Here is a 22,961-nt window from a genome sequence, read left to right on the forward strand (position 1 = left end):
GCCCCCGGATCCGCACGGCGGAGTCGGGGGCCGACGGTGGAGTTGCGGCGATGGGTTAGCGCTCTTCGTCGGCGGCCTTTTCGGCGTCCAGCATCCGCTGGAAGATGGTGTCGACGGTGTCTCCTTCCCGCACCTCCACTTCTCAGAAGGCGCAGGTCGGGGGTCTGTCCATCCGCTCCCGGATGCAGTCGGCCACTTCGGGGTTGTCCCAGTTCACGCCGTCGAGGATCGTGAGCACTTCGCCCTGGTCCTCAACGGTCTTGAACTTGCAGTCGTAGTTGCCGTCGTCGTAGACCACCAGGACGCCCACGGCTTCGTTGCGGACGTGGAAGGGATCCCAGGAACGGTTCGGAGCGCAGATGAAGGCGCGGAAAGCCATGTGCGGGACCACCCTTCTGCAGTTGCGTGAGAGGACGTGCGACGTATGCTGGAACCTTTGCGGGCACGGGTGACGGGCCACGATCTCCGTCCGTCGCCCGTTCGCTCCCCGACCGAGTGAACGTTGCATGTCGACGCTTGGGCTGGATGATCCTGGTGAGAGCGTTGTACGTCCTGGCTTAGTCGGCCGCAGCCAGAATTTCCGATTCCACATAACGGCGGAAGTCTCCGGGTGTCGTGAAGCACCGGAAGCCTGCCTGGCTGGCGATGGCAAGCACCTCGCTGCTTTCGTTCAGGAGCACCGCCACCGGCTGACTGAGCCCCTCCTGGATGCCGTTGGGCCAGGCGAGGTCGAAGACCGCCTTCTGCTGCCCGGTCCCAGGATCGGCGAAGTCGTAGCCCACGATCCCGGCCGGCAGACCCTGCGCCTTCATCTAGGCGTTCAGTTCCGCCAGGACCTGCTCCTCATCCTCCGCCCCCCCCCGCTAAGAACCACGGGCGCAGGCGCCGCCAGAGCCACAGGCGCCGCTGGTGCCGGAACGCCCTCCAGCCACCGCGTCTCGCCGTGGAGCAGCTCGGCCATCCGCCGGTTCAGCTCCTCGGCCAGGAGCGCCCGGCGGACCTCCAGGAAGGCGGGGTAGTTCTCGATCTTCCACAGGTGGCGCTCCATGGAGATCCACTGGGACGCAAGCGCACCCGGGTGCCACACCTCGACCTCCTCGAAGTACGCCTCCGGCAGCCGATCCGAGATGTTCAAGTTGGTGTCCTCCGCTGGGAGACCTCCAGCTCCATGAGGCCCTGGGCGAGCCCCCGCAACCCTTCCCGAAGGAAGTCGAAGTCATCCACACCGGTCTTGCGCAGAAGCTCCTCCAATGCGATCCGAAAAGTGGTCACCTGCGGGAACCTCCTTTGCGATGTGTTTGCCCTACTTCGCATGGAACCCAAAGGTGACCACCTATGTCAAGTGATCCCTGCACCCCCTAGATGGTCGTCGGCAGTAACCATCTAGCCGGGGTGCTTGTTACACCACTACTGTGGACTGCAGCTCAGTCATGTATGATCACAGTGGCCCAGTCTCGTGATCAAACACAACAAGTTTTCCATGAATAGTAATAACGTTGACAGGAGACATGGCTATGAATGTAGAAGGTTCGAAAGCGACTTTGTCTCCTTCCGAGGTGGGAACATGCCAAGAGCGTCAGGGGCTAGACAAGCAACTCTAGGACTCAGCGCCCGTCCTAGCAAGACGACTCGCGAAGTGCGCCTCCTACGCAAAGGAATCGACGACTTCTTTAGGCAGACAAAAGATGACCTCAATCGCCGAGTGTGTGATTGCAAGTTCGGCGTATATGCGTTCTACGACTATGACGGAGAACCCATCTACGTGGGACAGACACGCGAATCGCTCCGCGTCCGCATCCGGCGACATCTGACCAACCAGAGGACGGATGCAGTAGCTATGAGCGTACTCGATCCTTTCGAAGTTCTTGAAATTGAGGTGTGGCCGTTCTTCGGCCTGCAGGAAAAATGGGAGAAGAACAGGAAGGACCCTTCGATCCAGGCCACACTGGATGCTGCTGAGTACGCCGTGTATACCATGTTACTCCAGAAGTCGCGGTTTGGAGCTGTGCTGAACGAGAAAGGCATCGCTCCGAAACCGGCCATCAAGTTGCCCAAGTCGTATAGGAAGCGTATTGTTCCCGATGAACTGTATGAATGGCGGACTGATCCAGACTTACGCATAGCCCGTCGCGCGGCCACCATCGCGAGGTTGGCCCAAGTGGTAAGCGAAAGAGAGGTATCGCAGGGCCTCCGCAGAACGTTGCTCACCCAGGCAAGAAGGCTGGAGTGGCTTGCCAGAACTCGATTTGAGGAACTTGGAGGAGAAGCCAAGGTCGAAATGCGAGCATCGGGTAGCGAAAACGACTAGCATCACGCAAGGACAGATCATCCCCTTCTCAGCTCTAGCAAGCGTTTCAGTTGGTCGAGCACATGTTATCTGACTTGGGGCCGTACCTCACTACATGGGCCGACGATAACGTACCGGACTTCCTCCAGGGAGTGCTTCCTACCAACATCCTATTGTAGCTCACATGTCCTTAGTTCTTGTTTGCAGAAATGAACCAGCCCCCCAGGCAAGTATCCTGTGGGGCTGGTTCCGTGGACTGAACAGGTCAGCGTAGACCAGATCAGGCCGACCTCATAGCCCGCATGATTTCCTCGGCGAGTGGATTCAGGCAGTTCTCCGCGATCCACACAACCGCGGGAACGCAGACAGCGTCGCCAAAGCCAAACCTCGCGTGATTCTCGGATATGCCGTCCAAACGGTACGAATCTCTGACACCTTGTAACCGACCATACTCTCTACCAGTAAGAACCCTGACCTTATATTGGCCCCGACCCGCCATAAAAAGAAACTGTCTGCTACTCCCACCCCTCGGCGTCCTCAAAGCACCCGCTACACCATCGGTACGCAACTCGGCGCGTGAGACGCCATCACGAACACGACGATAGACGGTCCCGTAGGAGAAGTCCTCGCCTCTAGCCATCTCCGCGGCCTTTCTTCGGTGCAGCTCACTCATCGAGTCAAGTAACTTCTTGACCTCCTCCGCGGGCCACCATAAGTCAGAGTCGTCTGGCACATCCTCCAGAATGTCTTTCAGATGTTGCTTCCGGCTCGGTAGTGGAGGGAGTGGCATCTCACCCCAATTAAGATGTAAGTTCTTAGCGATCAATCTCCTAAGGGCAGGGGGAAGGAACTGGGTAGGTCTTCCCCACATCGCCGTTCCGTACCGGGGCATTATTTCCCCCAGCGCTCCAACAACAAAGATGCGAGCTCTACTTTGAGGTACAAAATGGATGGCATCAACCTGGAAGGCATCGCACCGGTAACCCAAGTCGTTTAGCGCCTCAATCACTGCAATGAAGTCAGACCCGTTGTTGGAAGTTAGAAACCCGGGGACGTTCTCGAGCATCACTAGGGGCGGACGTTCCGGTCCCATTTCCTTCAAAATGCGCGCGAAAGCCCAGAATGTCCCTGAGTGCTTCCCAGCGAGTCCGCGTCTCGCACCTGCCAAACTCAGATCGATGCATGGAAACGAGGCGGTAGCCAACATCGAAGGTGGTACAACAGCAGGGTCAAGCTGATCGATATCGCCAAGCACAAAATGGTCGGTTCCAAAGTTCTTGGTATATAATTGCTCCTTCTTTGGGTCTATGTCATTGGCGAAGACGCACCGCCACCCCGCTTGCTCCAGCGCTTCGCGAACAAGTCCAATCCCAGCAAAGAACTCCACAAAGGTTTTCAATCGTACCTACACCCCTTACAGAGTAGGTCTCCTACACATATCCTGTGGAAGGGGGAAGACAGACCCTAGACTGTCTTCGCTGGACACCCAGGTCATTCCTGCCATAGCAGGGGAACAGATTTTCGGCTGCGTGTGGGGGCTGCCCAACAAGGTCTCGGACGACCATCGAATTCCAGTTCATATGGAAAAATCCATAGTCGTCAAGGCAGCCCCACCAAAGTGGTTCACAGTCAGGCAGCCAAACCATGGGTGCCCTCACGGCGAGTCGGATGGAGGTATGCAAGGTGGCAGACACAGTGACCAAAGCAGATCGCTCGCGGATTATGCGACAAATCAAATCAAAAAACACAGCGTGCGAAGTTCTCCTAAGAAGAGCACTGTGGACTTCAGGACTTCGTGGGTACAGAATTCACGTCGCCGATATCCCCGGAACACCAGACATAGTCTTTACTAAGCGCAGAGTTGCTGTATTTATCGACGGGTGTTTTTGGCATGGTTGTCCTACATGTTGCCGAATCCCTTCAACGAACCAAGACTACTGGCTTGCGAAAATCTCCAGTAATAAGACTCGTGCCGAGAAGGTAAACAAACAGTTGGCAGACGAAGGCTGGGTTGTTATCAGAGTATGGGAACACGAAGTCCACCAGGATCTGAAAGGTTGTCTGGATAAGATCGCAACGGCCGTCAAGGATGACTCCGGGTAATCGGATGGTCTGGGCAGCAGGTGCGGCACGGCAGGTAACACATCCTAAGGACACACAGTTGCTACTTATCTCCGGGGGCGACGTATGACGGATCCGGCGGAACCTAGGATTTCTTTCGTGCTTTACAGGCCCGCGCAGATGCCGTCGTGTGCGATATAGTGCCCAGGATGGATCTTGCCTCAACCATCAGCCGCCACCATCGTACGTGCAACAACCCCGTGCTCCAAGGCAAGGCTGAAGATGTGCTCGATGCCATGGTAGCCAACGCACCAGACTGGCTTGCGTGCGGGCAGGAAGGGCCTCTTCGGTGAATATCCCACCACAAGGTCCTGGTTTTCGAGCACCGCAGTTTCCTCGCCGGATGGTTCCTGTATCTCCGGGGTTACCATCACCTAAGTGTGTTACCCTATAGCTTCGACATAAAATAGCTCCCTTAGCAACTCCTCCACCGACGTCAACCGCTTGAAATACCGCTTCGGCACCACCCGCAACGCCGGGCGGTAGGCCTTGTATCCCTGCGCGTTCGCCTTCACGTGCCTCCAGCTCATCCACCGGCGGCAGCGGCTGCCCGGGTTCCCACAGCCAAAAGAATTCCTTCAGTTCAAGGGTATCCGTATCGAACAGCAAACAGATGACACAGGGTCTGGGGCGGTTCCACAAACTCGTATGCACGTTGACCGAACTCGTCCGGGCGCCGATCTTGGACGTCTTCAGCTGCACGGCCCGCGTCACGCCATTCCGCACGAGCAGCAGGTCAACGCCCACCGCATCGACCTGGGGCTTGTACACCTCCAGCGGAATCGGCCACGACTTGCGCATCAGCTCGCCGATAAGCAAGTGCTCCAGCATCGCCTCCCGATAGCTGGAGAGCAGATAATGGGCCGCCTCCACGTCATCCTCGACAGCGTCATCATTATCGACCACCTCGGCCGCAGGGCCGCTTCCCCGCCCTGATCGATCGGCCATATACCTCCAGATGCTGTAGTCCAGTACCGCTCGGTCGACGCCAAGCTCCTCGGCCGCGGCATCGATAATCGCCTTCCGTTCCCCGTACGTGTTGGCCGCCACCCGCGCCTGTTTCAGGAAGAGGGCCAGGTGGCGGTCAACCGCGCTTGTGTCCAGCCCGGCCAGAATCTGCAGGTAGTCCACTGTCTTCGGCCCGATCCCCGGGAGCTGCCGCAGCCGGGCCAGGTTGGCCTCATCCGAGAGCCACGCCCGCAGGTCCGCCTCCGTCTCCACCCGCTCGTCCGCGAAGAACCTGGTGAGCGCCTCCACCCGATCCAGCTTCTCGCCACTGAACTGCAGCAACTCACCCGCACCCACGGTGCGCAGCAAGTCCGCAAACGAACTGGTCGTCCGCGCCTGCGGGTAATCCCGGCGCAGCCGCTCGACGCGGGGCAGGACGACATTGCGGTAGTTGATGCCCGCCTGCAGGATCGCCTCCGTGATGATGGCACCCATGTGGTCGTACCCGGCCGCCGGCGAACGTTCCATGGTGAAGTCAGGCAGGCTCCGGACATAGTTCGCCAGCCGTTCAGGGGCGGACCCATCGCCCTCCCGTGGTGGCGCCGACCCGAGCGCGACCCGCTGGCTCACAGGCGCAACGTCCGCGTCCACCGGGCCGGACCCCTGCTGCCACGCCACCCACTTTCGCCAGAGCGGCCAGAACCGCTCGTCCACCTCGGCATGGTCCGGCCACAGGGGACGGCCGGCGCGAGAGGGATGCACAGGGTCCGTCACACGGCAGAGGCGGTGCGCCCCGGGCCCTGCCCTGAACAGATAGTTGTACACGACGGTCGCTCCCTTGGGTGCGGACGCGTTGGCATGGGCGGTGATGAACGTGAACACCCCAGGGCGCTCGTCGCCAAACAGGTGTCTTACCTCGTCTTGCAGTTGCTCAGTGGTCAGTACCTCGTGCCCCTTGTCGTGCAGGCTGGCAGCCGCAAGCCAGATTTCGACCCGGATCTGCATCGTCTTACCCCCCAGCACCCAGAGGTATGGCGGCAACTGCAGGCCGTTCTTGGAGACCATTTTGGAGACCATTTACATCTTTATTGGCCAAACATCCAAGGGAGTCCCTGCCAACACTCTACACGGACATGATCACCTAGCAACACAAGTATAGCTCCAGGTAGTGACAGCCTGCTGTCACCACCCACGGTTATGGTCAGCCCATGAAGGAATTCCCACCACGGTCTTGCGAAGATACCCCATGACGCCCCCCAGGAGGTGACCCCCGTGGTCGGATGGCAGTACCGCCCAGGCGCCTTCGTCTACTCCTCCCCCCACGCCACCGTCACCCTCGACCAGTACACCGGCCCGGCGACCGCCTCGCCGGCCTACCGGCCCGACCTGGCCGAAGCCCTGCCAGGCCTCTCCCCCTTCATCCTCTGGGAGTGGTCCCAGTACCGCGTTACGGTGGCGCCACCTCCCCAGGACGAGGTCACCCTCCTCATCGGCGACCAGCCCGTCCGGCCGGTCGCGCCGGGCGTCTACCTCTTCCGCTACGAAAACGCCCTCGGCGCCTCCCGCATCCGGCTCGCCGGCGCCCCGGTCCCGGACCTGCCGGTAGAGGTGGTCAGCCACAAGCTGAGCGGGCCCACCCTGGCAGACTACCCCCGCCTCTACCGGGCGATGGTGCAGGAGGTCACCGACGCCCTCCTCACCCTCCCCTTCAACGTCACCGGCCCCACCGCCCACGCCACCCGCGCCCACGGCGGGCCGCCGTCGCCGCTCTTCACCCTTCACTTCCTCCGCCACCACGGGCGGACCATTCGCCGGGCGCTGGCGGCCATCGAGCGCAGCCCCCACCGGGTCCTCGTCCGGGACGAGGTCGTGCTGCCCGTCGCCCGGGCCACCCGGCTGGACGGCGCCGCGGTCCGGTGGGTGCTCACCCACCCCGAGAGCTGGGCGACAGCCGCCGCAGCCGGGCGTGAGGGCGGCGTCGCCGGGGGGTACGGGTGGGCCGCCCCCCATACTGGCGGCTGGTTCCAGTACGGGGACCGGGCGGTCCTGCCTGTCCGGCTGCTGCAGGATCGGGCCGAGGAGACCTTCGACACCCACGAGAACCGCTTCGTCCGCCACTTCCTGGTCTCGCTCCTCCGGGCCGTGGACGGCGCCCTCGCGCTTCTGGCCCGTCCCGGCATGGGGCAGAGCGCGCTCCGACCTGAGCTGCGCGCGCTGGCCGCCCAGCTGGGCGAGGCGCTGGCCTGGCCCTGGTGGGATGAGGTGGGCGAGCTGGTTCACGTGCCCGAGACCTCCACGGTGCTTCACGGCAAGGACGGCTACCGGGAGCTGTGGGCGCTCTACCCCGAGTTTCTCGCCGGCCGGTCGCCCTTCGGCCGCGGGCTCGACCGGGCCATCGCCGCCCGGGACGTCGCCACCCTCTACGAGTACTGGTGCTTCTTCCGGCTCATCGCGGCCCTGGAAGCCGACCTGGGCCCCGCGGCCATGCACCTGCGCACCGACGAGACCGGCGGTCTCGACTGGAACGCCGCCGCCCGCTTCGGCGACGGCACGTGGCAGCTGGTCTTTAACCGGCCGGCGCGGGGCGGCCGGCAGAGCTACAGCCTCGGACTCCGTCCCGATTTCACCCTCATCGGCCCTGCCGGCGTCGAGCTGGTCCTGGACGCCAAGTTCCGGCTGGACGCTCCCCGGGCCGAGGCGGACGGGCCCGGCCTGGACGATCCCGACCGGGCAGAGGCCTCGCCCCAGGCGGCGGACCTGTACAAGATGCACACCTACCGTGACGCCCTGGGGGTGAGGGCGGCGGTCGCCCTCTACCCCGGCGACCGGGCCGTGTTCTACGACCGGCGCACCCGGCGGCGCCGGTCGGACCTGACGCTGCGCGATCTGATCCATGGAGACTTCGAAGGGGTCGGGGCGATCCCGCTCCGCCCGGAGGGAGGTCATGAGGCGTGAACGATTTCCTCTCGGTCTGGCAGTCGGGCACGGCGCTGGAGGCACCCGAGGCAATCGCCCTGGTCCGGCGCTTCACCCTGGCCTGCGTGCGGGCGTTCCTGCAGCGGCTGGGCGTCCCGGATGCGCAGTGGCCGGCCATCGAGCGCACGGCGCTCGGGCGGTTCCTGGTCAGTCTGGAGCGGGTCCGGTACTACGGCGAGACGCCGCAGGTCGAGATCCAGGGCATGGTCATCTACTTCAAGTCCTTCACCAGCGAGCGCTTCAGCCGTTTCGAGCGGGTGATGCTCTTCCGCCGCAACCAGGGGTCGGTCGGACTGGCCATCCGGATCCCGTTGGGGAGCGAGGATGACCGCCTCTTCCGGCCGGGGCCCGTTTTCGCCGGGCTGCTCTGGTGGAACGAGGGCCCGGGCTCCGACCGCGCCGCGGTGCAGGCCGCCCTCGCGGAGGCCTGGGGCCGGGAGCCCGCCTGGTTCGGCAGGCAGGAGTGCGGCGAGCGGGCCATGCTCGGCCGCCGTTTCGACCCCGGGGAGTGGATGGGCGGCGAAGCCGAGCTGGCCGGGGAGATCGCCGACCTCCTGGCGGCCGGCCTCGCCGCGCTGGAGCGGCTGCGCCTCAGTCGGCCCGCGGATCCCGGCTCCGCCCTCCCGCCGTTTGCGGCGGAACAGCCCGACCCCGCCCTGCGCCTGCACAAGCGGCTGCACCGCCGGGGCTACCGGTTCACCCTGGAGCAGGTGGCCACCTTCTACGCGGCGCTGAAGGCCAAGGGCTTCGTCATCCTCTCCGGCCTCTCCGGCACCGGCAAGACCAAGCTGGCCCAGGAGTTCGCGGCCGCCCTGGGCCTGGACGACGACCACTTCCTCCTGGAGCCGGTCAAGCCCGACTGGCGGGACAACACAGGGCTCCTGGGCTACTGGAACCCGGTGACGGGCGAGTACGCCGCACCCCCTTTTCTGCGCCTGCTGCTGGCGGCGGCCGAGGAGTACCGGGGCGGGAAAGCCCCGGCCCGCGGCCAGGACCTGCCCGACTACATCCGGCAGCGGCTGGGCGAGGCCGGGATCCGGACCCGGCTCCAGCGGCACCGGGAAGCTCTGGAGGCCGTCGGCGACGGGAACTGGACCGAGGACCAGCTTCGCCACCTGTGGCAGGACTGGTACAACGGCATCGGGCGGCTCCGCCCCGTGGGCCAGATGCGCGTGGACGCGGCCACCCTCCGCCGTGCCACCGAGCACCTGGCTGACCGCTCCCTGCCCCTGCCGGAGCGAGCGCTGGGCGCCATGCGGATCCTGCAGCTGGCCGGGGTGGACGTCCCCGTGCGCGTCCGGGTCATCCGGGCCCTGGCCACCCTGGAACCCGGCCGCGTGCCCGCCGTCAGCAAGCTAGGCATCCTACGGGCCGCCTGCCGTGCGCTGGGCCGGCCGAACGTGGCGATCAGCCGCCGGTCGGAAGGACTTGAATTCACCCACCTGGCGAACGCCTGGGAAGTTCTGGAGCAGCTCTGCGCCCCCCTGATGCGGGAGCTGGGCCTGGATCCGGCCGACGGCGCCGCCTTTACCCTAGTCGTGGAGCTGGCCGCCGAGTACGAACGGCGCCAGCGAAGGCCAGGTGGCGAGTGGGAGGACGATGCGGAGGACGACGAGGACGAGCCTCCGGAGGAGGCCGTCCGGCCCTACTTCGTCGTGCTGGATGAGATGAACCTGGCCCGGGTCGAGTACTACCTGGCCGACATCCTGAGCGTGCTGGAGACCGGCCGGCGGGAGGACGGCTTCACCAGGGGCGAGATCCTCCTGCACGGCCAGGCTGAGGACGTGCTGGCCTCCGGCGGGCTTCGGGTGCCGCCCCGGCTCCGGCTGCCGCCGAACGTGTACTTCATCGGCACGGTGAACACGGACGAGACCACCTTCGCTTTCAGCCCGAAGGTCCTGGACCGGGCGTTCACCATCGAGGTGCGCGATGTGGACCTGACGGACTACCCGCCCGCGGTGGAGCCTCCGGCCGCGGCCGCCGGGTTGGACGGCGCCGTCCTGCCAGATCAGGTCGGCGACGTGGAGGAGGCCCTGCTGGCCGATTTCACCCGGAGCGGCCGGTTCGCCCAGATCACCAAGGCCGACGTGGCGGGCTGGGGCCGGAGCCGGCGGGAGTACGTGGCGCTGCTGGACGACCTCAACCAAAGGCTGCTCCCCCACGACTTCGGTTTCGGCTACCGGGTCGTGGACGAGATCCTCGCCTTCATGGGCGCCCTGCGGGAGTCGCCCTTCGCCACCGCCCTCTCGGAGGACGAGGCGTTCGACGCCGCCGTGATGATGAAGGTCCTGCCCAAGTTCCACGGGCCGCTCAACCGGGTGAAGCCGCCGCTGGAGGCGGTCCTGGCATGGGCCGGGGACCGGTTCGAGCGCACAGCGGCCAAGGCCGCCCAGATGCTGGACCGGGCGGCGAAGGTCGGGCACACGCGCTTCGCCTAAGCGCGGTGACACGCCTTCTTCGCCGGTCCGGCGGAGTCCGTCCGGGGTGAGAGCGCGCCAATCGGCCCCCGGGATGGGACGAAAAACCGGGGCACTCCCGCCCAGGGGGTGCCCCGGTACATGCTTCTCCCGCTCACGCCGCGGGACCGGAAGAAGTCCCTTCTTCTCCTTCCGCTTCTGTCTCCGCCACGCCCCCGAAACCCAGGGTGCAGGAGAGGACGACGGTGTCGGGATCCTCCAGCACCTCGACGCCGGGAGGAGCGGCAAGGCTGGCAACCGTCACCGGCCCGGGCTCGGTCACGCCGGAGATGTCCAGCGTAATCGCCTCCGGAATCTCCGTGGGCCGGCACTTGATCTCCACCTCGGCCAGCTCGTGGGTCACGATCAGACCCCGGCGCTTCGCCTGCTCCTCCCCCACAACGGCGATGGGCACCGTAAGGGTGATGGTCCGGTGGATGTCGACCTGCAGGAAATCGACGTGTGTCACCTGAGCGGTCAGGACGTCCCGCTGAAGCTGTTTGATCACCACCTGCCGGGGATTGGCTTCCCCCTCCACGTGGACGTTGATGAGATGCCCGCGGCCGTGCCGGTCGACCAACCGCTCCAGTTGGATGGTGGGAACGCTTATGGCCAGCGGCTCCACACCGGGACCGTAGATGATACCCGGTACGAACCCGGCCTGCCGCAGCCGCCGGCTTGCCCGGGAACCGGTCTCCCGGGTTCTGGCCTCCAACTGCAACACTGCATTCATCGACGATCCCCCCTGTCAAGAAAGTCTGGCAGGTGCTCCGGCCACCCGGAACACCCCCTATATATAAAATACCGCTTCCCGCAACACTCTGGGAAGCATATTCTCCCACCCCCAGCCACGGCCTATCCATGAATCCGCCACCACGGTGCCGGGCTTCCTGTCGGGCCCGCCTCTTCATGGGCTTCATCTTCGCCTGCTCGGCCTCGCACCCGCGGTGGTTCTGGATGCTCCTCCTTACCAAGTCCGTTTGCCGGTTGAAGCCGTCGTCCAGGGCCCAGCTGATGCCCATACCCACTGCCGGCACGGCCACCGAGCCGGCGAGGCCGACGCCCGGGAAGGCAGCGCCCGCACCCCCGAAAATGCCCGTTCCGAATGGGAACATGTCGAGGGTCTTGCGAACGCTCCGAGCCTGAGGTGGGCGAGGTTCACTCTCGATTGCAGGGCTTTGGTCAAGGCGTGCGGTAATTGACTCATTCATTGGCCAGTCGTTCTTACCCGGGGATCTGGGGGTATTCAGGTGAGCCAGTGGCTCTACCTGTTGCGGCCCGTCCGTCCGGAGATAGTCACCGACCCGACGCGTGCGGAAACCGATGCGGTGGAGCGGCATTTCCGGCGGCTGCAGGCCATGCTGGCCGACGGCCGCCTCATCCTGGCCGGCTGCACGCAGGAGGGAAACGCCGGGGATGAGCTGCGACCGGGCTTCCCCGCAGCGGTGACCAGATGTTACAGTGGTCTCAGGAAATCGTGTTACGCGAATCCACCTCCGGGAGGTCCAGACGAATGACAAACCCGCCCATCGCAGAAAAGGCGATCGCGTTGACCGCACAGGGGAGCGAACTCATGCAGCAGGGGCAGCTTGACGAGGCCATCGCCTGCTTCCGGCAAGCGTGGCAGGAGGCGGGGCTCGTGGCTGCCCTCAACAACTGGGCGACCGCCCTCTACTACCAGGACAAGCCGGCCGAGGCGCTCCAGGTGCTGGACCAATTGCAGGACCCCGCGCTGATCCACCCGTACCGCCACGCCCTGGCCAGCCGCTGTTATACCGCCCTGGGCGACCTACAGCGGGCCCGGGAGTGCCTGCAGCGGGCGGTCCGCGACTTCGAGGCCGGCCGGTTCCGCCTTCGCGCGTTCGCTGGCACGGAGCAGGAGTGGAACCAGTACACGACGATCATCAAGGAAGCTGCTATGGAGCTGGGCGATTACCGGCTCGTCCTGGACCTCCACAACCGCTGGCCCGGGCGGGAACTTGCCCGGGGCGCCTTCCTCGCGGGGGTGGCCGCCTTCAACCTGGGCAAGTACAGGCAGGCCATCCGCATCTGGGAGCGGGTGCGCGACCCCGCCTGGGTCGGCCCTCTGTCGGGGTACGTCCTCGTCGCGCAGTGGACGGACAGGGGCGTGATCCCGCCGTTCCAGCTGGACAGCGACCCCCCTGACGCCGAGTTGCTGCGGAACCTGACGCCCGAGCAGGCCGAGAAGCTGCCGGTGGAAGGCTCGCTCCGCCTGTACATGCTGGCGACGGTGTTCGCCATGGCCGATGAGGAACCGGACGAAGAGGTCACGCTCGTGGCGGAGATCATCCGCCGCACCGGCGACTGGGGGATGGACCTCGGCCGGCGCATCCTGGAGAGCGCCTCCCTGCCCATCGGCCTCAAGTTCGGCGCGGCCCGTGCGCTGGTGGAGGCAGGCGTGTTCGAGCCGGGCCAGCCCATCCCGGTCGTGCACCAGGGCCGCCGGACGGAGATTGTCGTGCAGATGAAGCAGGTGCCCGACGGGCCCATTCCGGAGCTGGAGGACGCCGTGGCAGAGGCGCGCCGCCTGTGGCGGGAGGGAAAGCGGGAGGCCGCCATGAAGCGAGTGGTCGAACTGCGCGAGGGGCCGGTCCTCTATCCCCCCGCCGCGGTGCTGGAGGCGGATTTCCTCCGGGAACAGGGGAAGCTGGATGAGGCGCTGGTGCTCCTGGGGATGCTGCATGATCTCATGCCGGAGCAGCCCGCGGTGCTGTTCCGGTTGGCCCTGATCCACCTGGACATGGGCGAAATCGAGGCGGCCCGCCGGTTCGCCGATGAGATCGATGCCAGCCGCTTGTCCCCCGACTTCCGTCGGGACCTCGAACGCCTCAAGGCTGCGATCCGGGCGGAAGTAGAGGGCGACCACGGCTTTATCGAAGACCACCAGGCCTACATCGCGGCGTTCATGGACGCCATGCGGGAGGAGCAGGACGAGCGTCCCATCCGCCTCGATGTCAAGCTGGCCACCGCCCTGCGGCGCATCCCGGTCCCCTGGCTGAACGCGGCCGCACAGCGCTTCGCGATCGAGCCCCAGCGCCGCCGCCCCGAACGGGAGAAGGTCCTGGCCGCGGCGATGCTGGATGCCGACCGGCTGCAGGCTGTGCTGGCGGACGAACCGCCTGCGGTGCGGGAAGCCCTCAGCTTCGTGCTGGCGGAGGGCGGCTGGGTGAAGCTGCACCGGCTGACCCGCCGGTTCGGCGACCAGACCGGCGACGGCTTCTATTGGGAAGACAAGCCGCCCGCCTCCACCATCGGGCGGTTGCGGGCGCTCGGCATCCTGCACGTGGGCCGGGCCCAGGTGGATGGGCGCAATCATAAGGTCGCGGTGGTCCCGGTCGAGCTGCGGCCGCTGCTCCAGTGAGGAAAGGACCCGCACCCCATCGGGGAGTGCGGGTCCCTTTGCTCGTGTCCCGGAAGCGTCGGTGTAGTTGACGCCGACGAGCAGCAGGCCGTGGGCGAAGGCGGGATCGACGCCGACGCCTGAGACCTGGGAGAAGTTGTAGGGGCCGGTGTTCGGCTGCTCGTCGCCCTTCAGCAGGAACAGCCGGTCCGTGGGCGCCCGCCCTTCCGGCTGGATGAGCGCGGGCCGCCCGTCGCCGCCGGCCGGCTGGCCGGTGTCCAGGGCGTAGCTGTAGATGTGGCCGTTCACGTCGCCGAAGATGAGCGCGCCCCGGCTGGTCAGGGCCAGCGGTGCGGTGTTGAGGGAGGCCATCCGCTCGCCCAGCCGGTCCGCCGGGCCGAACTTGCGGTACCACTTCAGTTCGCCGCCGGGGCCCAGGGCGACGACGGCGCCGTCGCTGCCGGTCGGGCCGTCCCGGAGGCCCGCGCCGGTGTCGGTGTAGTTGCGGAGGGTGACGTAGAGGTGGGTCTCGGGGCCGTCCGGGGTCTGGCGGACCTCGACCGCGGGTTCGGTGTTGGTGAAGGCGTTCCTGGCGCCGATGAGGGCGGGCAGGGAAATGGAGTAGCCAGACCAACCCTCGGGTTCGCGGCCCCTGGCCAGCGACGCGCCCCATAGGTACCCGCGAGTGTCCAGCCAGTATGCGTTGGTTCCGTCAGAAGTGAAGTTGCCGGCAAAACCGGCGGGACCGTCAACCGTCCATACCAGGTAGGGGCGGTAATCGTTGTCCTGAGTCAAGAGCCAGTCGCACGGCTCGTCCGCCCTCGAAGCCATCGGTACCGATGACGAAACTGGGGTTCTCGCCATGGGCTGGCGCCAGCACTGCGGAGGGAGTGATGAACCCGCCGAATCCACCATCATCCTGCTTGGTGGTTGCCGCTTCGTAATGCTGCACGTGGGGAATGCGACTGGGATCGTCCAGAGCCTGGATCACCCACACCTTTCCATGACTCCTGGGGCAAGGTGGTCGACCCTCTGGCCGCGACTCTTCCCCAGGGTAGTTGGGTCGATCGGCGACTACGACGATATCCCTTCCCTGGTGGTGGATGACGATCGGCGAGCCCACAATAGGGCAACCCAAGTCCAGTTCGGCGGGTCGAAACCAGCCTTCTGTGGTGTGGTACGCCCAGAGCCAACTATAGCCAGTTCCGAAATACAGAATACCAGTCTGCGGGCTATAGCTGGGGCTGGACTGCGGGGCGATGAACGCGCCCCCAGGTGCCACGTTGAACTCGACTCTCTTCCGCTTCACCGGATCACTGACTGCGACGGCTTCACCAACCGGTCGTTGAAGATCATCCAGATCCAGCCGCCAGAGGTAAGAGCCTGCCAGATGGTAGATCACTCCATTCACAACAACTGGCTGGGACGCACTCTCCCCCAACGGCTCTGTCTCCCAATACGGTCTTAGCTCGATCAAGCCCTGCGGATCAGAGATCGTCGACATGCGCTGCGGCGAACCGCCCTTGGTGATCCAGTCCTCGGCCAGCGCCGCGGGTCCGGGTAACAGGAAAAGAGAGAACACAAGACCCCCCGCAACCCAACGTCGCCAGTTCATGATTCGCCCACCCCCTTAGTGCCTCACAGCCCGGTTTTCCAGGTACCAGCTGGGGTACTCGTACAGGGGGAAGAACGGCGTGAAGATGTGAACCTGGTATCTGCCCGACATGCTCCCATCGTCGAGCCGGAAGATGGGTTCAGCACCAACCCAGTAGACTTTGGCACCCAACTGTTCTGCGATGAACCGAACGGGCACCATCGTCCTGTCGTTCCGAATCACCGGCGGGGCGTCCAAAAACACTTCCCGGCCATCTACCATGGCGACCGGGTGATCGATGGTGAGTACGATGGTACGTTCCGGTGTGCTGACGGTTCGCTTCTCCAACGAGAATCGGTGGCCGTTTGGAAGGTACTCTTCAGGATCAAACAGATCAGCGTAATCATATCCAGGAACAGGAACCACCTTCGTGGTCTCACGGGTAACGGCTGGAAAACGGATCGTTACCCGTCGGTTATCCTGATCCCAGGACACCTCACCACCCATCATCTCGCTGACAAACCGAATCGGCACCCGCACACGGTTGACCGCGGTGTCCAGGTACGCAGGCGTGTCAAACCGCTTCGCCGCGTCCCCCTGGTTCAGGTAGACGTAGATGTAGTCGGGGCTGCCGTTGCTCTCACTACCATCGTCTCGCCCCAATCCAGGGTGGGACTTGTCCACCCAATACAGGTACTCTGCGCGCCTTCCCTCGGCCAGCTTCTCCTCCTCACTCAACTCCCGTACGGCCACGATGTACTGCATGGGCTCATACCTGCACGGCTTCAGGTGCAGCCGCCCCACGACGTACGACCGGTCGAAGACCTGCTGGATCAACCGCGTATCCGGCTTCGGATAGGCGTACACGTGGATCGTCGTCCCGCAGACCATCCAGTCCTCCTCCCAGTACCAGGGATACTCCTGGGTCCAGGCAGGAAGCGGATCCCACACCCACCAGTCGTACCGATCATACATATCCGGATTGTCCCGGAGCGCCTGTTCCACCTCCGCCCGCATCTGCTCCGACATGCCCTCGGGCGGGGGCGGCGGCGTCCAGCCCTCCGGCCATCCCGGACCGGGTTCGTAGTTCTCAGCCGGGTACTCCGCCACCTCCGGCTGCAGCGGCTCCTCCGCTCCCGCCCCCACCGGCCCGTGCACGAGCAGCGCCGCGAGCATTAGCCAGGCCAGCCACCTGGCACGGCGTGTGTGATCCCCCTTCATCGGTTCCCACTCCCCCATGTTGTTCGTTCTCCCATAACCAATACGAAAACCCCCGGGCAGAGGTTTGCCCGGGGGAACGGCAGGGGCGTCACGGCGGACTCGCCGCTCCCTCGAGCACCTCAGCCTTGCGCGCCTCGGCCGCCTCGGCGATCAGCTCCGCCACATGCGCCCGGGTGCGGGCCTGAAGCTCCGCCCGCACAACCTCCTGGGCGGGCTCGAGCGCACCCGGGATCAGGCGGGCCGCGCTCTGGGCGGCGAAGAGGTTCGCCCCGTCCAGCAGGATGTGCAGCTCGGCATCCGCCTCGTCGCCGTAGCCGGGCGGGATGAGGACGCCCATCACCACCTCGCCCCGGAAGATCGCCTCCCGGATGCCGGCCTCAGAGGGTTCGGGCAGGTCGGCGGGGACGAAGCGGTCGTAGCTGCGGAGCGCGTCGGCCACGGCGGCGCCGATGGTCGTGCCGCTCCGGTCGACGACGGCCACGGGGACTTCGCCCACGTCGAAGGTGAACGCATAGCCGAAGAGGATGAGCCAGAGGATCGGCAGGACCAGCATCATCGTCAGGTTCCGCCGGTCGCGCCGGATCTGGATGAACTCCTTCTGGGCCAGGGCCAGGATGCGCTGGAACACGGCGTGTTCCTCCTCTCTCAGCCGTCGGTCCGAAGGCCAGCCAGCGTGGTTTCCAGGACCGCGTCGACCACGGCGTCGTTGGTGAGCCCCTCCAGCGCGGGAACCTGCAGCAGGTCCCGGATGATCACGGTCGACAGCATGGGGCCCTGGAGCAGGATGAAGATCAGCCGGGGGTCGATGGGGCGGATCTGCCCCGAGGCGATGGCGTTCATCACGAAGGGGGCCAGCAACTCGAAGATCCCGGTGATCTGGTCGATCCAGATCTGGCGGATCTCGGGGCGCCGGGGCCCCTCGGCCAGGACGATCCGGAGCACCAGCTGCGTCTTCTCCTCCGTGAAGAAAGCCAGCGCGCTCCGGAGGATCATCCCGACGGCCTCCGGACCGGAGGCGTCCGCGGGCGCCTGCGCCGTCAGCGCCCGCAGCGTCGGGACAAACCGCCCGATGTGCTGGCGCACCGCGGCCCTGAACAGCTCCTCCTTGCTGGGGAAGTAGTAGTAGAGCGCCGCCGCGGTGACCCCGGCCTCCTTGGCGATCTCGGCGTTGGTGGCCTCGGCGTACCCCTTCTCGGCGAAGAGCCGCAGGGAGGCGTCGAGGATCTCCGCCCGCCGGTCCGGCGGCGGGTTCTTCGGACGGGGGGACATGGGAGATGCCGGGCCCGTTGTCAACGGGCGGATCGCGGGAGAAGGCGGAAAAGCTCAGGGGCTGCGGGAATCCCGCTCCCGCAGCCCCACACCTTGCTCGATCCGGGGAAAAGCCCGCTCCGGCCGCCGACTACTCGGCAGCACCGGTGATCTCGGGCGGGAACTCGATGGTCCCGTCCCAGGGCTCGAAGAACACGGTGCCCTGCATGACCACCCGCATGGGCACCGGCTCGTCGGCGATGGTCTCGACATACACATCGATGTGATGCAGCGTGCCGTCGTCGTTGAGCCAGTACCGGGCCTCCATCCGAACGTCGGTGATCAGCTCGGACGCCTCACCGATCAGAGCGGCCAGTCCCGCCTTGTCCATGACCACCGTCACGACCTGCAGTTCGGTCTCCTCGTAGGCCTCGCGGGTAACGGTGGCGCTGGACCAGTCGTATTCCGCGGGGTTCAGGTTGACCAGGGCGGACGGGTCAGACAGGCGATCCGTCGGCGCCATCTCCTCCAGCGCCATCTGAGCCCATGCGCCCGTCTCGTCCTGCATCCAGTACTGGCCGTCCAGTACGGCAACCCCGATCGTCTGCTCCATCCCGAAGGCCCGCACCGTGTTGTAGCCGAGGGCCCGCTCCGGCGTCTCCTGGTACATTTCGAGGAACATCTCGGAATCGACGGGAATCAGCCCGCCCTCGATGGTCACGGTGAAGTGGCCCGTCTGCCGGACGTTCACCTCGGAAGCGGCATGAGCCTGCGCGAGCAATTCCAGGGCGGCCGGGTCCACCGCACCGGCGGGCTCGCCGGCCTCATCCGCCTCGCCATTCTCGTCGGACTCACCGGTCTCCGCAGCCTCATCCGCTGGCGGCTGCGAAGTGATGAGCACCGTGCGGGTCTCGTGCTCCCAGTCGACCAGCAGGCCGATCTCCTCGGCGACGAAACGAACAGGGACCATCATGCGGTCGGAGACGATGAAGGGGGCCACGTCGAGCGCCACCTTCTCCCCGTTGACCACGGCTTCCGGACTGCCCACGGTGAGCTGGATCGTCGTCTCGCCCTTGGTCAGGGTCGCCGTGCGGGTCTCCTGGTCCCACTCCACCTCAAACCCGAGGGCTTCAGTCACTGCACGGATGGGCACCAGCGTACGGTCGTTCTCCAGGACAGGAGCCACGTCGGTCTGTACCTCGACCCCGTCCACCACCAGGCGGACCGTGGTCTCCGCCTGGGCCAGAGCGGGAACGAGCATAACGGTCAGCATCATGAGTAGGGCTAGCACGCGCCGCATGGGTTTGGACTCCCTCCCACAACAGAATGACTATAACATTCGAACTTTGATCGCGGGACTCCTCCTGTGAACGAGATCACATGCACATTCGCTGGCTGGTGCAACGCTAGACAACAGGACTGCTGGAGCCTGGCACCCCGCAGCCCTGATCATCGGTCGTGGAACTGCTCCGAGTTCCAGCGGCCCCGGGCTCCGCATCGCCCGGTCGAACGCCGCGAAGGTGCCGTACGCCAGCTCATGCCCGAACAGGAGGGCCAGGTCGGCCAGGGCTTCGGCGGTCTCCTCAGACCGGTTGGCCGTCATGCCACGGTCGATGGCCGCGAAGCAGCGGGCGAACTCCCGCTTGCGCTCCGCCATGGGCTCGTCACACAGTCGCTCGAACTCCGCCTGCCGCGCCTTCAGGAAGCGGACGGCCTCGGCGCAGAGCGCCTCGACCCGCTCGGCCTCCTCCCTGGCGAGCGCGGCCTCCTGCGCGATCGCCCGGCAGGACTGGTAGATGGAGGACGCCAGCCAGTACCCGCCATGGAGGCTGCGGCCACGGCGGCGCCGGAGGCGAGAAGCGCCTCGGCGAGGTAGGCGCTGTACATGCCGCCCACCGTGGAAACGCCGGTGCCGATCATGCGGTCGCGGGCTTCGTCACCGGAGATCTCGCCCTTCACGTACGCCAGGGTCGTGGCGCCGATATCGATAACGCCGGCGGCGAACGTCGATCTCGCCCCGGCGGTAGGCGATCCAGTGACTCACGCTCGAGATGGCTCCGCCCACCAGGGCCGCGCTGGCCGCACGCTCACGCGCGCATCGGCCCCCGGATCCGCACGGCGGAGTCGGGGCCGACGGTGGAGTTGCGGCGATGGGTTAGCGCCCTTCGTCGGCGGCCTTCTCGGCGTCCAGCATCCGCTGGAAGATGGTGTCGACGGTGTCTCCTTCCCGCACCTCCACTTCCCAGAAGGCGCAGGTCGGAGGCCGGTCCATCCGCTCCCGGATGTAGTCGGCCACTTCGGGGTTGTCCCAGTTCACGCCGTCGAGGATCGTGAGCACTTCGCCCTGGTCCTCGACGGTCTTGAACTTGCAGTCGTAGTTGCCGTCGTCGTAGACCAACAGGACGCCTACGGCTTCGTTGCGGACGTGGAAGGGATCCCAGGAGCGGTTCGGGGCGCAGATGAAGGCGCGGAAAGCCATGTGTGCGGCCACCTTTCTGTAGTTGCGTGAGGGGACGTGCGACGAGTGCTGGATCATCTGCGGGCGCACGGGTGACGGACCACGATCTCCGTCCACCGTCCGGTCGCTCCTCGACCAAGGAGTCGTTGCAATTCGGCGATCAGGCTGAATGATCAGGCTAAAAACGTTGTAGATCCTGGCTCAGTCGGCCGCAGCCAGAATTTCCGATTCCACATAACGGCGGAAGTCTCCGGGTGTCGTGAAGCACCGGAAGCCGGCCTGGCTGGCAATGGCAAGCACCTCGCTGCTTTCGTTCAGGAGCACCGCCACCGGCTGACTGAGCCCCTCCTGGATGCCGTTGGGCCAGGCGAGGTCGAAGACCGCCTTCTGCTGCCCGGTCCCAGGATCGGCGAAGTCATAGCCCACGATCCCCGTCGGCAGCCCCTGCGCCTTCATCCAGGCGTTCAGTTCCGCCAGGACCTGCTCCTCATCCTCCGCCACCTGGCCCAGAACCACGGGCGCAGGCGCCGCCAGAGCCACAGGCGCCGCTGGCGCCGGGACGCCCTCCAGCCACCGCGTCTCGCCGTGGAGCAGCTCGGCCATCCGCCGGTTCAGCTCCTCGGCCAGGAGCGCCCGGCGGACCTCCAGGAAGGCGGGGTAGTTATCGATCTTCCACAGGTGGCGGTCCATGGGGATCCACTGGGACGCAAGCGCACCCGGGTGCCGCGCCTCGACCTCCTCGAAGTACGCCTCCGGCAGCCGATCCGAGATGTTCAGGTTGGTGTCCTTGGTGAGGAAGCAGAAGTTGGCCAGCGCGTTGACCTCCGGCCGCTGGTATCCGCGCTTGTACAGCTGCGCCTTGGGAAAGATGTGGTGGACCTCCAGCCGGCTCATCTTGCCCAGCAGGTTTGCCCTAAGCGGCAGGCCCGTGCCCCAGTCCCGCGCCTCCCCCATGCGGGCGAGCATGTACAGGACCGGGTAGAACCGGGCGCCCAGGCTCCAGCCGGTGAAGTGGTCCGGCTCCACCCGCAGGCTGCCGTGCCAGAGCCGCAGCTGCTCCAGCAGCCTGTCGAGGCCGCCGCCCGGCCCCTCCAGTGCAGCCAGGTCCTGGTCGATGGTCGTCTCGGTGGATACCGAGAAGCGGCCCCACATACCGGCCTGCAGGAACCAGAAGAGCAGCTTGTCCCGCTCCCGCTCGTTCAGGGGCAGTGGGTGCGTGTCCAGGTAGCGGACCATCACCGGGATGCCGAACCGGCCGAAGAGCACCCGGTCGTGGTCCAGCCCCAGTCGGCCGCTGATCATGTTCAGGCAGGTGTCGATGTGCCGGCACGCCCGCTCCAGCGCATCCTGCACCTCCGTAGCGCTCTTGTCGTGGAGGAACTGGAACTTCGCCTCCCCGGTGAGCACCGTGTTGACGCAGCGCAGCAGCCAGTCCAGGTCGAAGTGGTAGCCCGCGGCCTCCCACTTCGCAAGCCTGGCCTTCATCTCTTCCCGGGCCTCGGGCCACTCGGCGCAGATCTTGGCCAGGGCCAGGTCGCCCTTGGAGAGTTTCGTGCCCCCGCTGTTGACCCGGTTGAAAATGTCGACCACCACGTCGATGGTCTTGTCCTCACCGGCGACCTCCTCGACGTGCAGGTCCACGTCGAGGATGCCCAGCAGCCGGCTGAGGCGGCCGAAGTAGGTCGAGAGTTTCGGCATCAGATCCGGCCGGGCGCTCAGCCGCTGGATGAACTCGCCGATCCCGTCGTTCCCCTTCTGCATCAGCTCGGTCACGTCGATCCAGAGGGGATCGTCCTTCATCTTCACGGGCTGGTAGAACTCGAACGTCTCGGTCTCCAGGTGAAACTGGAGGCCGGTGAACGCCTGCGGGTTGCCCTCGAAGAACCGCGGCGGCCTGCCCCGAACGACTCCATAGAGCGAGGTGATGCGCTGCTGGCCGTCCAGCAGGAGCTTCACCACGCCGGGGGCCAGAGGACCCTCGCCTCGGTGCACCGCCGACTTGGACTCGGTTACCCAGACGAGCAGCCCGCCGATGGGGTGGCGGCGGTACAGCGAATCGAAGAGGCCGCGCACCTGATCGCGGTTCCAGACGTAGCCGCGCTGAAACTCGGGCAAGGCGATGTGGCCCGTGTCGATGTGGGAAAGGATGATCGAGATCTTCACGCCGTGCTCCACCTCCCTGGAGCGGCGGGGCCAGCCGCTCCTGACGTTGGCATGTGTATTGGTTAGGCACCTCGGTCGGTGGTTCCTCTCCCCGGCTAGGAAAAGCGGCCGAAGGGCCTTCCGCCGAC

The 22,961-nt window shown here is 65.5% G+C and carries 20 protein-coding genes and 1 pseudogene; 7 read left to right on the plus strand and 14 right to left on the minus strand.

Going from position 1 to position 22,961, the window contains the following annotated elements:
• Nucleotides 1-142 precede the first annotated feature (142 nt).
• The 4 genes and pseudogenes from ACZ45O_RS08205 to ACZ45O_RS08220 all read right to left on the minus strand — a co-directional run.
• On the minus strand, nt 143-379 hold the full coding sequence (locus ACZ45O_RS08205) for a hypothetical protein (RefSeq protein ID WP_464857323.1): 237 nt from the start codon (nt 377-379) through the stop codon (nt 143-145).
• 178 nt (nt 380-557) lie between these two features.
• Nucleotides 558-812 (minus strand): hypothetical protein, encoded by a 255-nt coding sequence (locus ACZ45O_RS08210; protein ID WP_464857325.1) that lies wholly within the window; start codon nt 810-812, stop codon nt 558-560.
• An 8-nt stretch (nt 813-820) separates the two neighbouring features.
• Complete coding sequence (locus ACZ45O_RS08215; protein WP_464857327.1) at nt 821-1,135, minus strand: hypothetical protein; 315 nt, start codon at nt 1,133-1,135, stop codon at nt 821-823.
• Nucleotides 1,136-1,146: 11 nt separating this feature from the next.
• Nucleotides 1,147-1,272: pseudogene (locus ACZ45O_RS08220) on the minus strand (IS256 family transposase); the annotation flags it as partial.
• A gap of 184 nt (nt 1,273-1,456) precedes the next feature.
• Here ACZ45O_RS08220 and ACZ45O_RS08225 point away from each other — a divergent pair.
• Nucleotides 1,457-2,308: a GIY-YIG nuclease family protein gene (locus ACZ45O_RS08225; RefSeq protein WP_464857329.1), complete on the plus strand. Its 852-nt coding sequence runs from the start codon at nt 1,457-1,459 to the stop codon at nt 2,306-2,308.
• A gap of 259 nt (nt 2,309-2,567) precedes the next feature.
• Here the strand turns inward: ACZ45O_RS08225 and ACZ45O_RS08230 are convergent, their stop codons facing one another.
• Complete coding sequence (locus ACZ45O_RS08230) at nt 2,568-3,686, minus strand: DNA cytosine methyltransferase (RefSeq protein ID WP_464857331.1); 1,119 nt, start codon at nt 3,684-3,686, stop codon at nt 2,568-2,570.
• Nucleotides 3,687-3,955: 269 nt separating this feature from the next.
• Between ACZ45O_RS08230 and ACZ45O_RS08235 the strand changes: the two genes are divergently transcribed.
• A complete protein-coding gene (locus ACZ45O_RS08235) occupies nt 3,956-4,390 on the plus strand; it encodes a very short patch repair endonuclease (RefSeq protein ID WP_464857333.1) in 435 nt (144 codons plus the stop codon).
• A 186-nt stretch (nt 4,391-4,576) separates the two neighbouring features.
• Here ACZ45O_RS08235 and ACZ45O_RS08240 read toward each other — a convergent pair whose 3' ends face one another.
• Nucleotides 4,577-6,421: a DNA glycosylase family protein gene (locus ACZ45O_RS08240; protein WP_464857335.1), complete on the minus strand. Its 1,845-nt coding sequence runs from the start codon at nt 6,419-6,421 to the stop codon at nt 4,577-4,579.
• Nucleotides 6,422-6,628: 207 nt separating this feature from the next.
• On the opposite strand from ACZ45O_RS08240, the gene ACZ45O_RS08245 reads away from it, so the two are divergent.
• The gene (locus ACZ45O_RS08245; RefSeq protein WP_464857337.1) at nt 6,629-8,311 is read left to right on the plus strand and encodes a DUF2357 domain-containing protein; all 1,683 of its coding nucleotides are present in this window, start codon (nt 6,629-6,631) and stop codon (nt 8,309-8,311) included.
• On the plus strand, nt 8,308-10,770 hold the full coding sequence (locus ACZ45O_RS08250; RefSeq protein ID WP_464857339.1) for a hypothetical protein: 2,463 nt from the start codon (nt 8,308-8,310) through the stop codon (nt 10,768-10,770). The genes ACZ45O_RS08245 and ACZ45O_RS08250 overlap by 4 nt, the downstream gene beginning before the upstream one ends.
• Before the next feature lie 133 nt (nt 10,771-10,903).
• Here ACZ45O_RS08250 and ACZ45O_RS08255 read toward each other — a convergent pair whose 3' ends face one another.
• Nucleotides 10,904-11,521, minus strand: a complete 618-nt coding sequence (locus ACZ45O_RS08255; RefSeq protein ID WP_464857341.1) for a 50S ribosomal protein L25 — start codon at nt 11,519-11,521, stop codon at nt 10,904-10,906.
• Nucleotides 11,522-12,038: 517 nt separating this feature from the next.
• Between ACZ45O_RS08255 and ACZ45O_RS08260 the strand changes: the two genes are divergently transcribed.
• The 3 genes from ACZ45O_RS08260 (at nt 12,039) to ACZ45O_RS08270 (ending at nt 14,651) form a co-directional block, all read left to right on the plus strand.
• A complete protein-coding gene (locus ACZ45O_RS08260; RefSeq protein WP_464857343.1) occupies nt 12,039-12,305 on the plus strand; it encodes a hypothetical protein in 267 nt (88 codons plus the stop codon).
• Nucleotides 12,302-14,170: a tetratricopeptide repeat protein gene (locus tag ACZ45O_RS08265; protein ID WP_464857345.1), complete on the plus strand. Its 1,869-nt coding sequence runs from the start codon at nt 12,302-12,304 to the stop codon at nt 14,168-14,170. The genes ACZ45O_RS08260 and ACZ45O_RS08265 overlap by 4 nt, the downstream gene beginning before the upstream one ends.
• 298 nt (nt 14,171-14,468) lie before the next feature.
• A complete protein-coding gene (locus ACZ45O_RS08270) occupies nt 14,469-14,651 on the plus strand; it encodes a hypothetical protein (protein ID WP_464857347.1) in 183 nt (60 codons plus the stop codon).
• Nucleotides 14,652-14,897: 246 nt separating this feature from the next.
• On the opposite strand, the gene ACZ45O_RS08275 is transcribed toward ACZ45O_RS08270, so the two are convergent.
• The 7 genes from ACZ45O_RS08275 to ACZ45O_RS08305 form a co-directional block, all read right to left on the minus strand.
• On the minus strand, nt 14,898-15,764 hold the full coding sequence (locus tag ACZ45O_RS08275; protein ID WP_464857349.1) for a hypothetical protein: 867 nt from the start codon (nt 15,762-15,764) through the stop codon (nt 14,898-14,900).
• Nucleotides 15,765-15,779: 15 nt separating this feature from the next.
• Entirely contained in the window at nt 15,780-16,964 is a 1,185-nt protein-coding gene (locus ACZ45O_RS08280; RefSeq protein ID WP_464857351.1) for a copper amine oxidase N-terminal domain-containing protein, read from the minus strand.
• Nucleotides 16,965-17,052: 88 nt separating this feature from the next.
• Nucleotides 17,053-17,592 (minus strand): ABC transporter permease, encoded by a 540-nt coding sequence (locus ACZ45O_RS08285; RefSeq protein ID WP_464857353.1) that lies wholly within the window; start codon nt 17,590-17,592, stop codon nt 17,053-17,055.
• A gap of 17 nt (nt 17,593-17,609) precedes the next feature.
• Nucleotides 17,610-18,233, minus strand: coding sequence for a TetR/AcrR family transcriptional regulator (locus tag ACZ45O_RS08290; RefSeq protein WP_464857315.1), 624 nt, complete (start codon nt 18,231-18,233; stop codon nt 17,610-17,612).
• Between the two features lie 130 nt (nt 18,234-18,363).
• The gene (locus tag ACZ45O_RS08295; RefSeq protein WP_464857355.1) at nt 18,364-19,512 is read right to left on the minus strand and encodes a stalk domain-containing protein; all 1,149 of its coding nucleotides are present in this window, start codon (nt 19,510-19,512) and stop codon (nt 18,364-18,366) included.
• 855 nt (nt 19,513-20,367) lie between these two features.
• Nucleotides 20,368-20,691 carry a hypothetical protein gene (locus ACZ45O_RS08300; RefSeq protein WP_273380841.1) on the minus strand — a complete coding sequence of 108 codons (324 nt, stop codon included), beginning with the start codon at nt 20,689-20,691 and terminating at the stop codon, nt 20,368-20,370.
• Nucleotides 20,692-20,871: 180 nt separating this feature from the next.
• Nucleotides 20,872-22,833 (minus strand): GmrSD restriction endonuclease domain-containing protein, encoded by a 1,962-nt coding sequence (locus ACZ45O_RS08305; RefSeq protein WP_464857357.1) that lies wholly within the window; start codon nt 22,831-22,833, stop codon nt 20,872-20,874.
• Nucleotides 22,834-22,961: the final 128 nt, after the last annotated feature.

The organism is Symbiobacterium turbinis (assembly GCF_055383075.1).

Excerpts from the sequence above, each read along its gene's own strand:
- ACZ45O_RS08210 (WP_464857325.1), bottom strand. The coding sequence starts at position 812 with ATGAAGGCGCAGGGTCTGCCGGCCGGGATCGTGGGCTACGACTTCGCC.
- ACZ45O_RS08255 (WP_464857341.1), bottom strand. The coding sequence starts at position 11,521 with ATGAATGCAGTGTTGCAGTTGGAGGCCAGAACCCGGGAGACCGGTTCC.
- ACZ45O_RS08290 (WP_464857315.1), bottom strand. The coding sequence starts at position 18,233 with ATGTCCCCCCGTCCGAAGAACCCGCCGCCGGACCGGCGGGCGGAGATC.
- ACZ45O_RS08270 (WP_464857347.1), top strand. The coding sequence starts at position 14,469 with ATGAGCGCGCCCCGGCTGGTCAGGGCCAGCGGTGCGGTGTTGAGGGAG.
- ACZ45O_RS08275 (WP_464857349.1), bottom strand. The coding sequence starts at position 15,764 with ATGAACTGGCGACGTTGGGTTGCGGGGGGTCTTGTGTTCTCTCTTTTC.
- ACZ45O_RS08295 (WP_464857355.1), bottom strand. The coding sequence starts at position 19,512 with ATGCGGCGCGTGCTAGCCCTACTCATGATGCTGACCGTTATGCTCGTT.
- ACZ45O_RS08235 (WP_464857333.1), top strand. The coding sequence starts at position 3,956 with ATGGAGGTATGCAAGGTGGCAGACACAGTGACCAAAGCAGATCGCTCG.
- ACZ45O_RS08205 (WP_464857323.1), bottom strand. The coding sequence starts at position 379 with ATGGCTTTCCGCGCCTTCATCTGCGCTCCGAACCGTTCCTGGGATCCC.
- ACZ45O_RS08240 (WP_464857335.1), bottom strand. The coding sequence starts at position 6,421 with ATGGTCTCCAAGAACGGCCTGCAGTTGCCGCCATACCTCTGGGTGCTG.
- ACZ45O_RS08280 (WP_464857351.1), bottom strand. The coding sequence starts at position 16,964 with ATGAAGGGGGATCACACACGCCGTGCCAGGTGGCTGGCCTGGCTAATG.
- ACZ45O_RS08265 (WP_464857345.1), top strand. The coding sequence starts at position 12,302 with ATGACAAACCCGCCCATCGCAGAAAAGGCGATCGCGTTGACCGCACAG.
- ACZ45O_RS08300 (WP_273380841.1), bottom strand. The coding sequence starts at position 20,691 with ATGGCTTTCCGCGCCTTCATCTGCGCCCCGAACCGCTCCTGGGATCCC.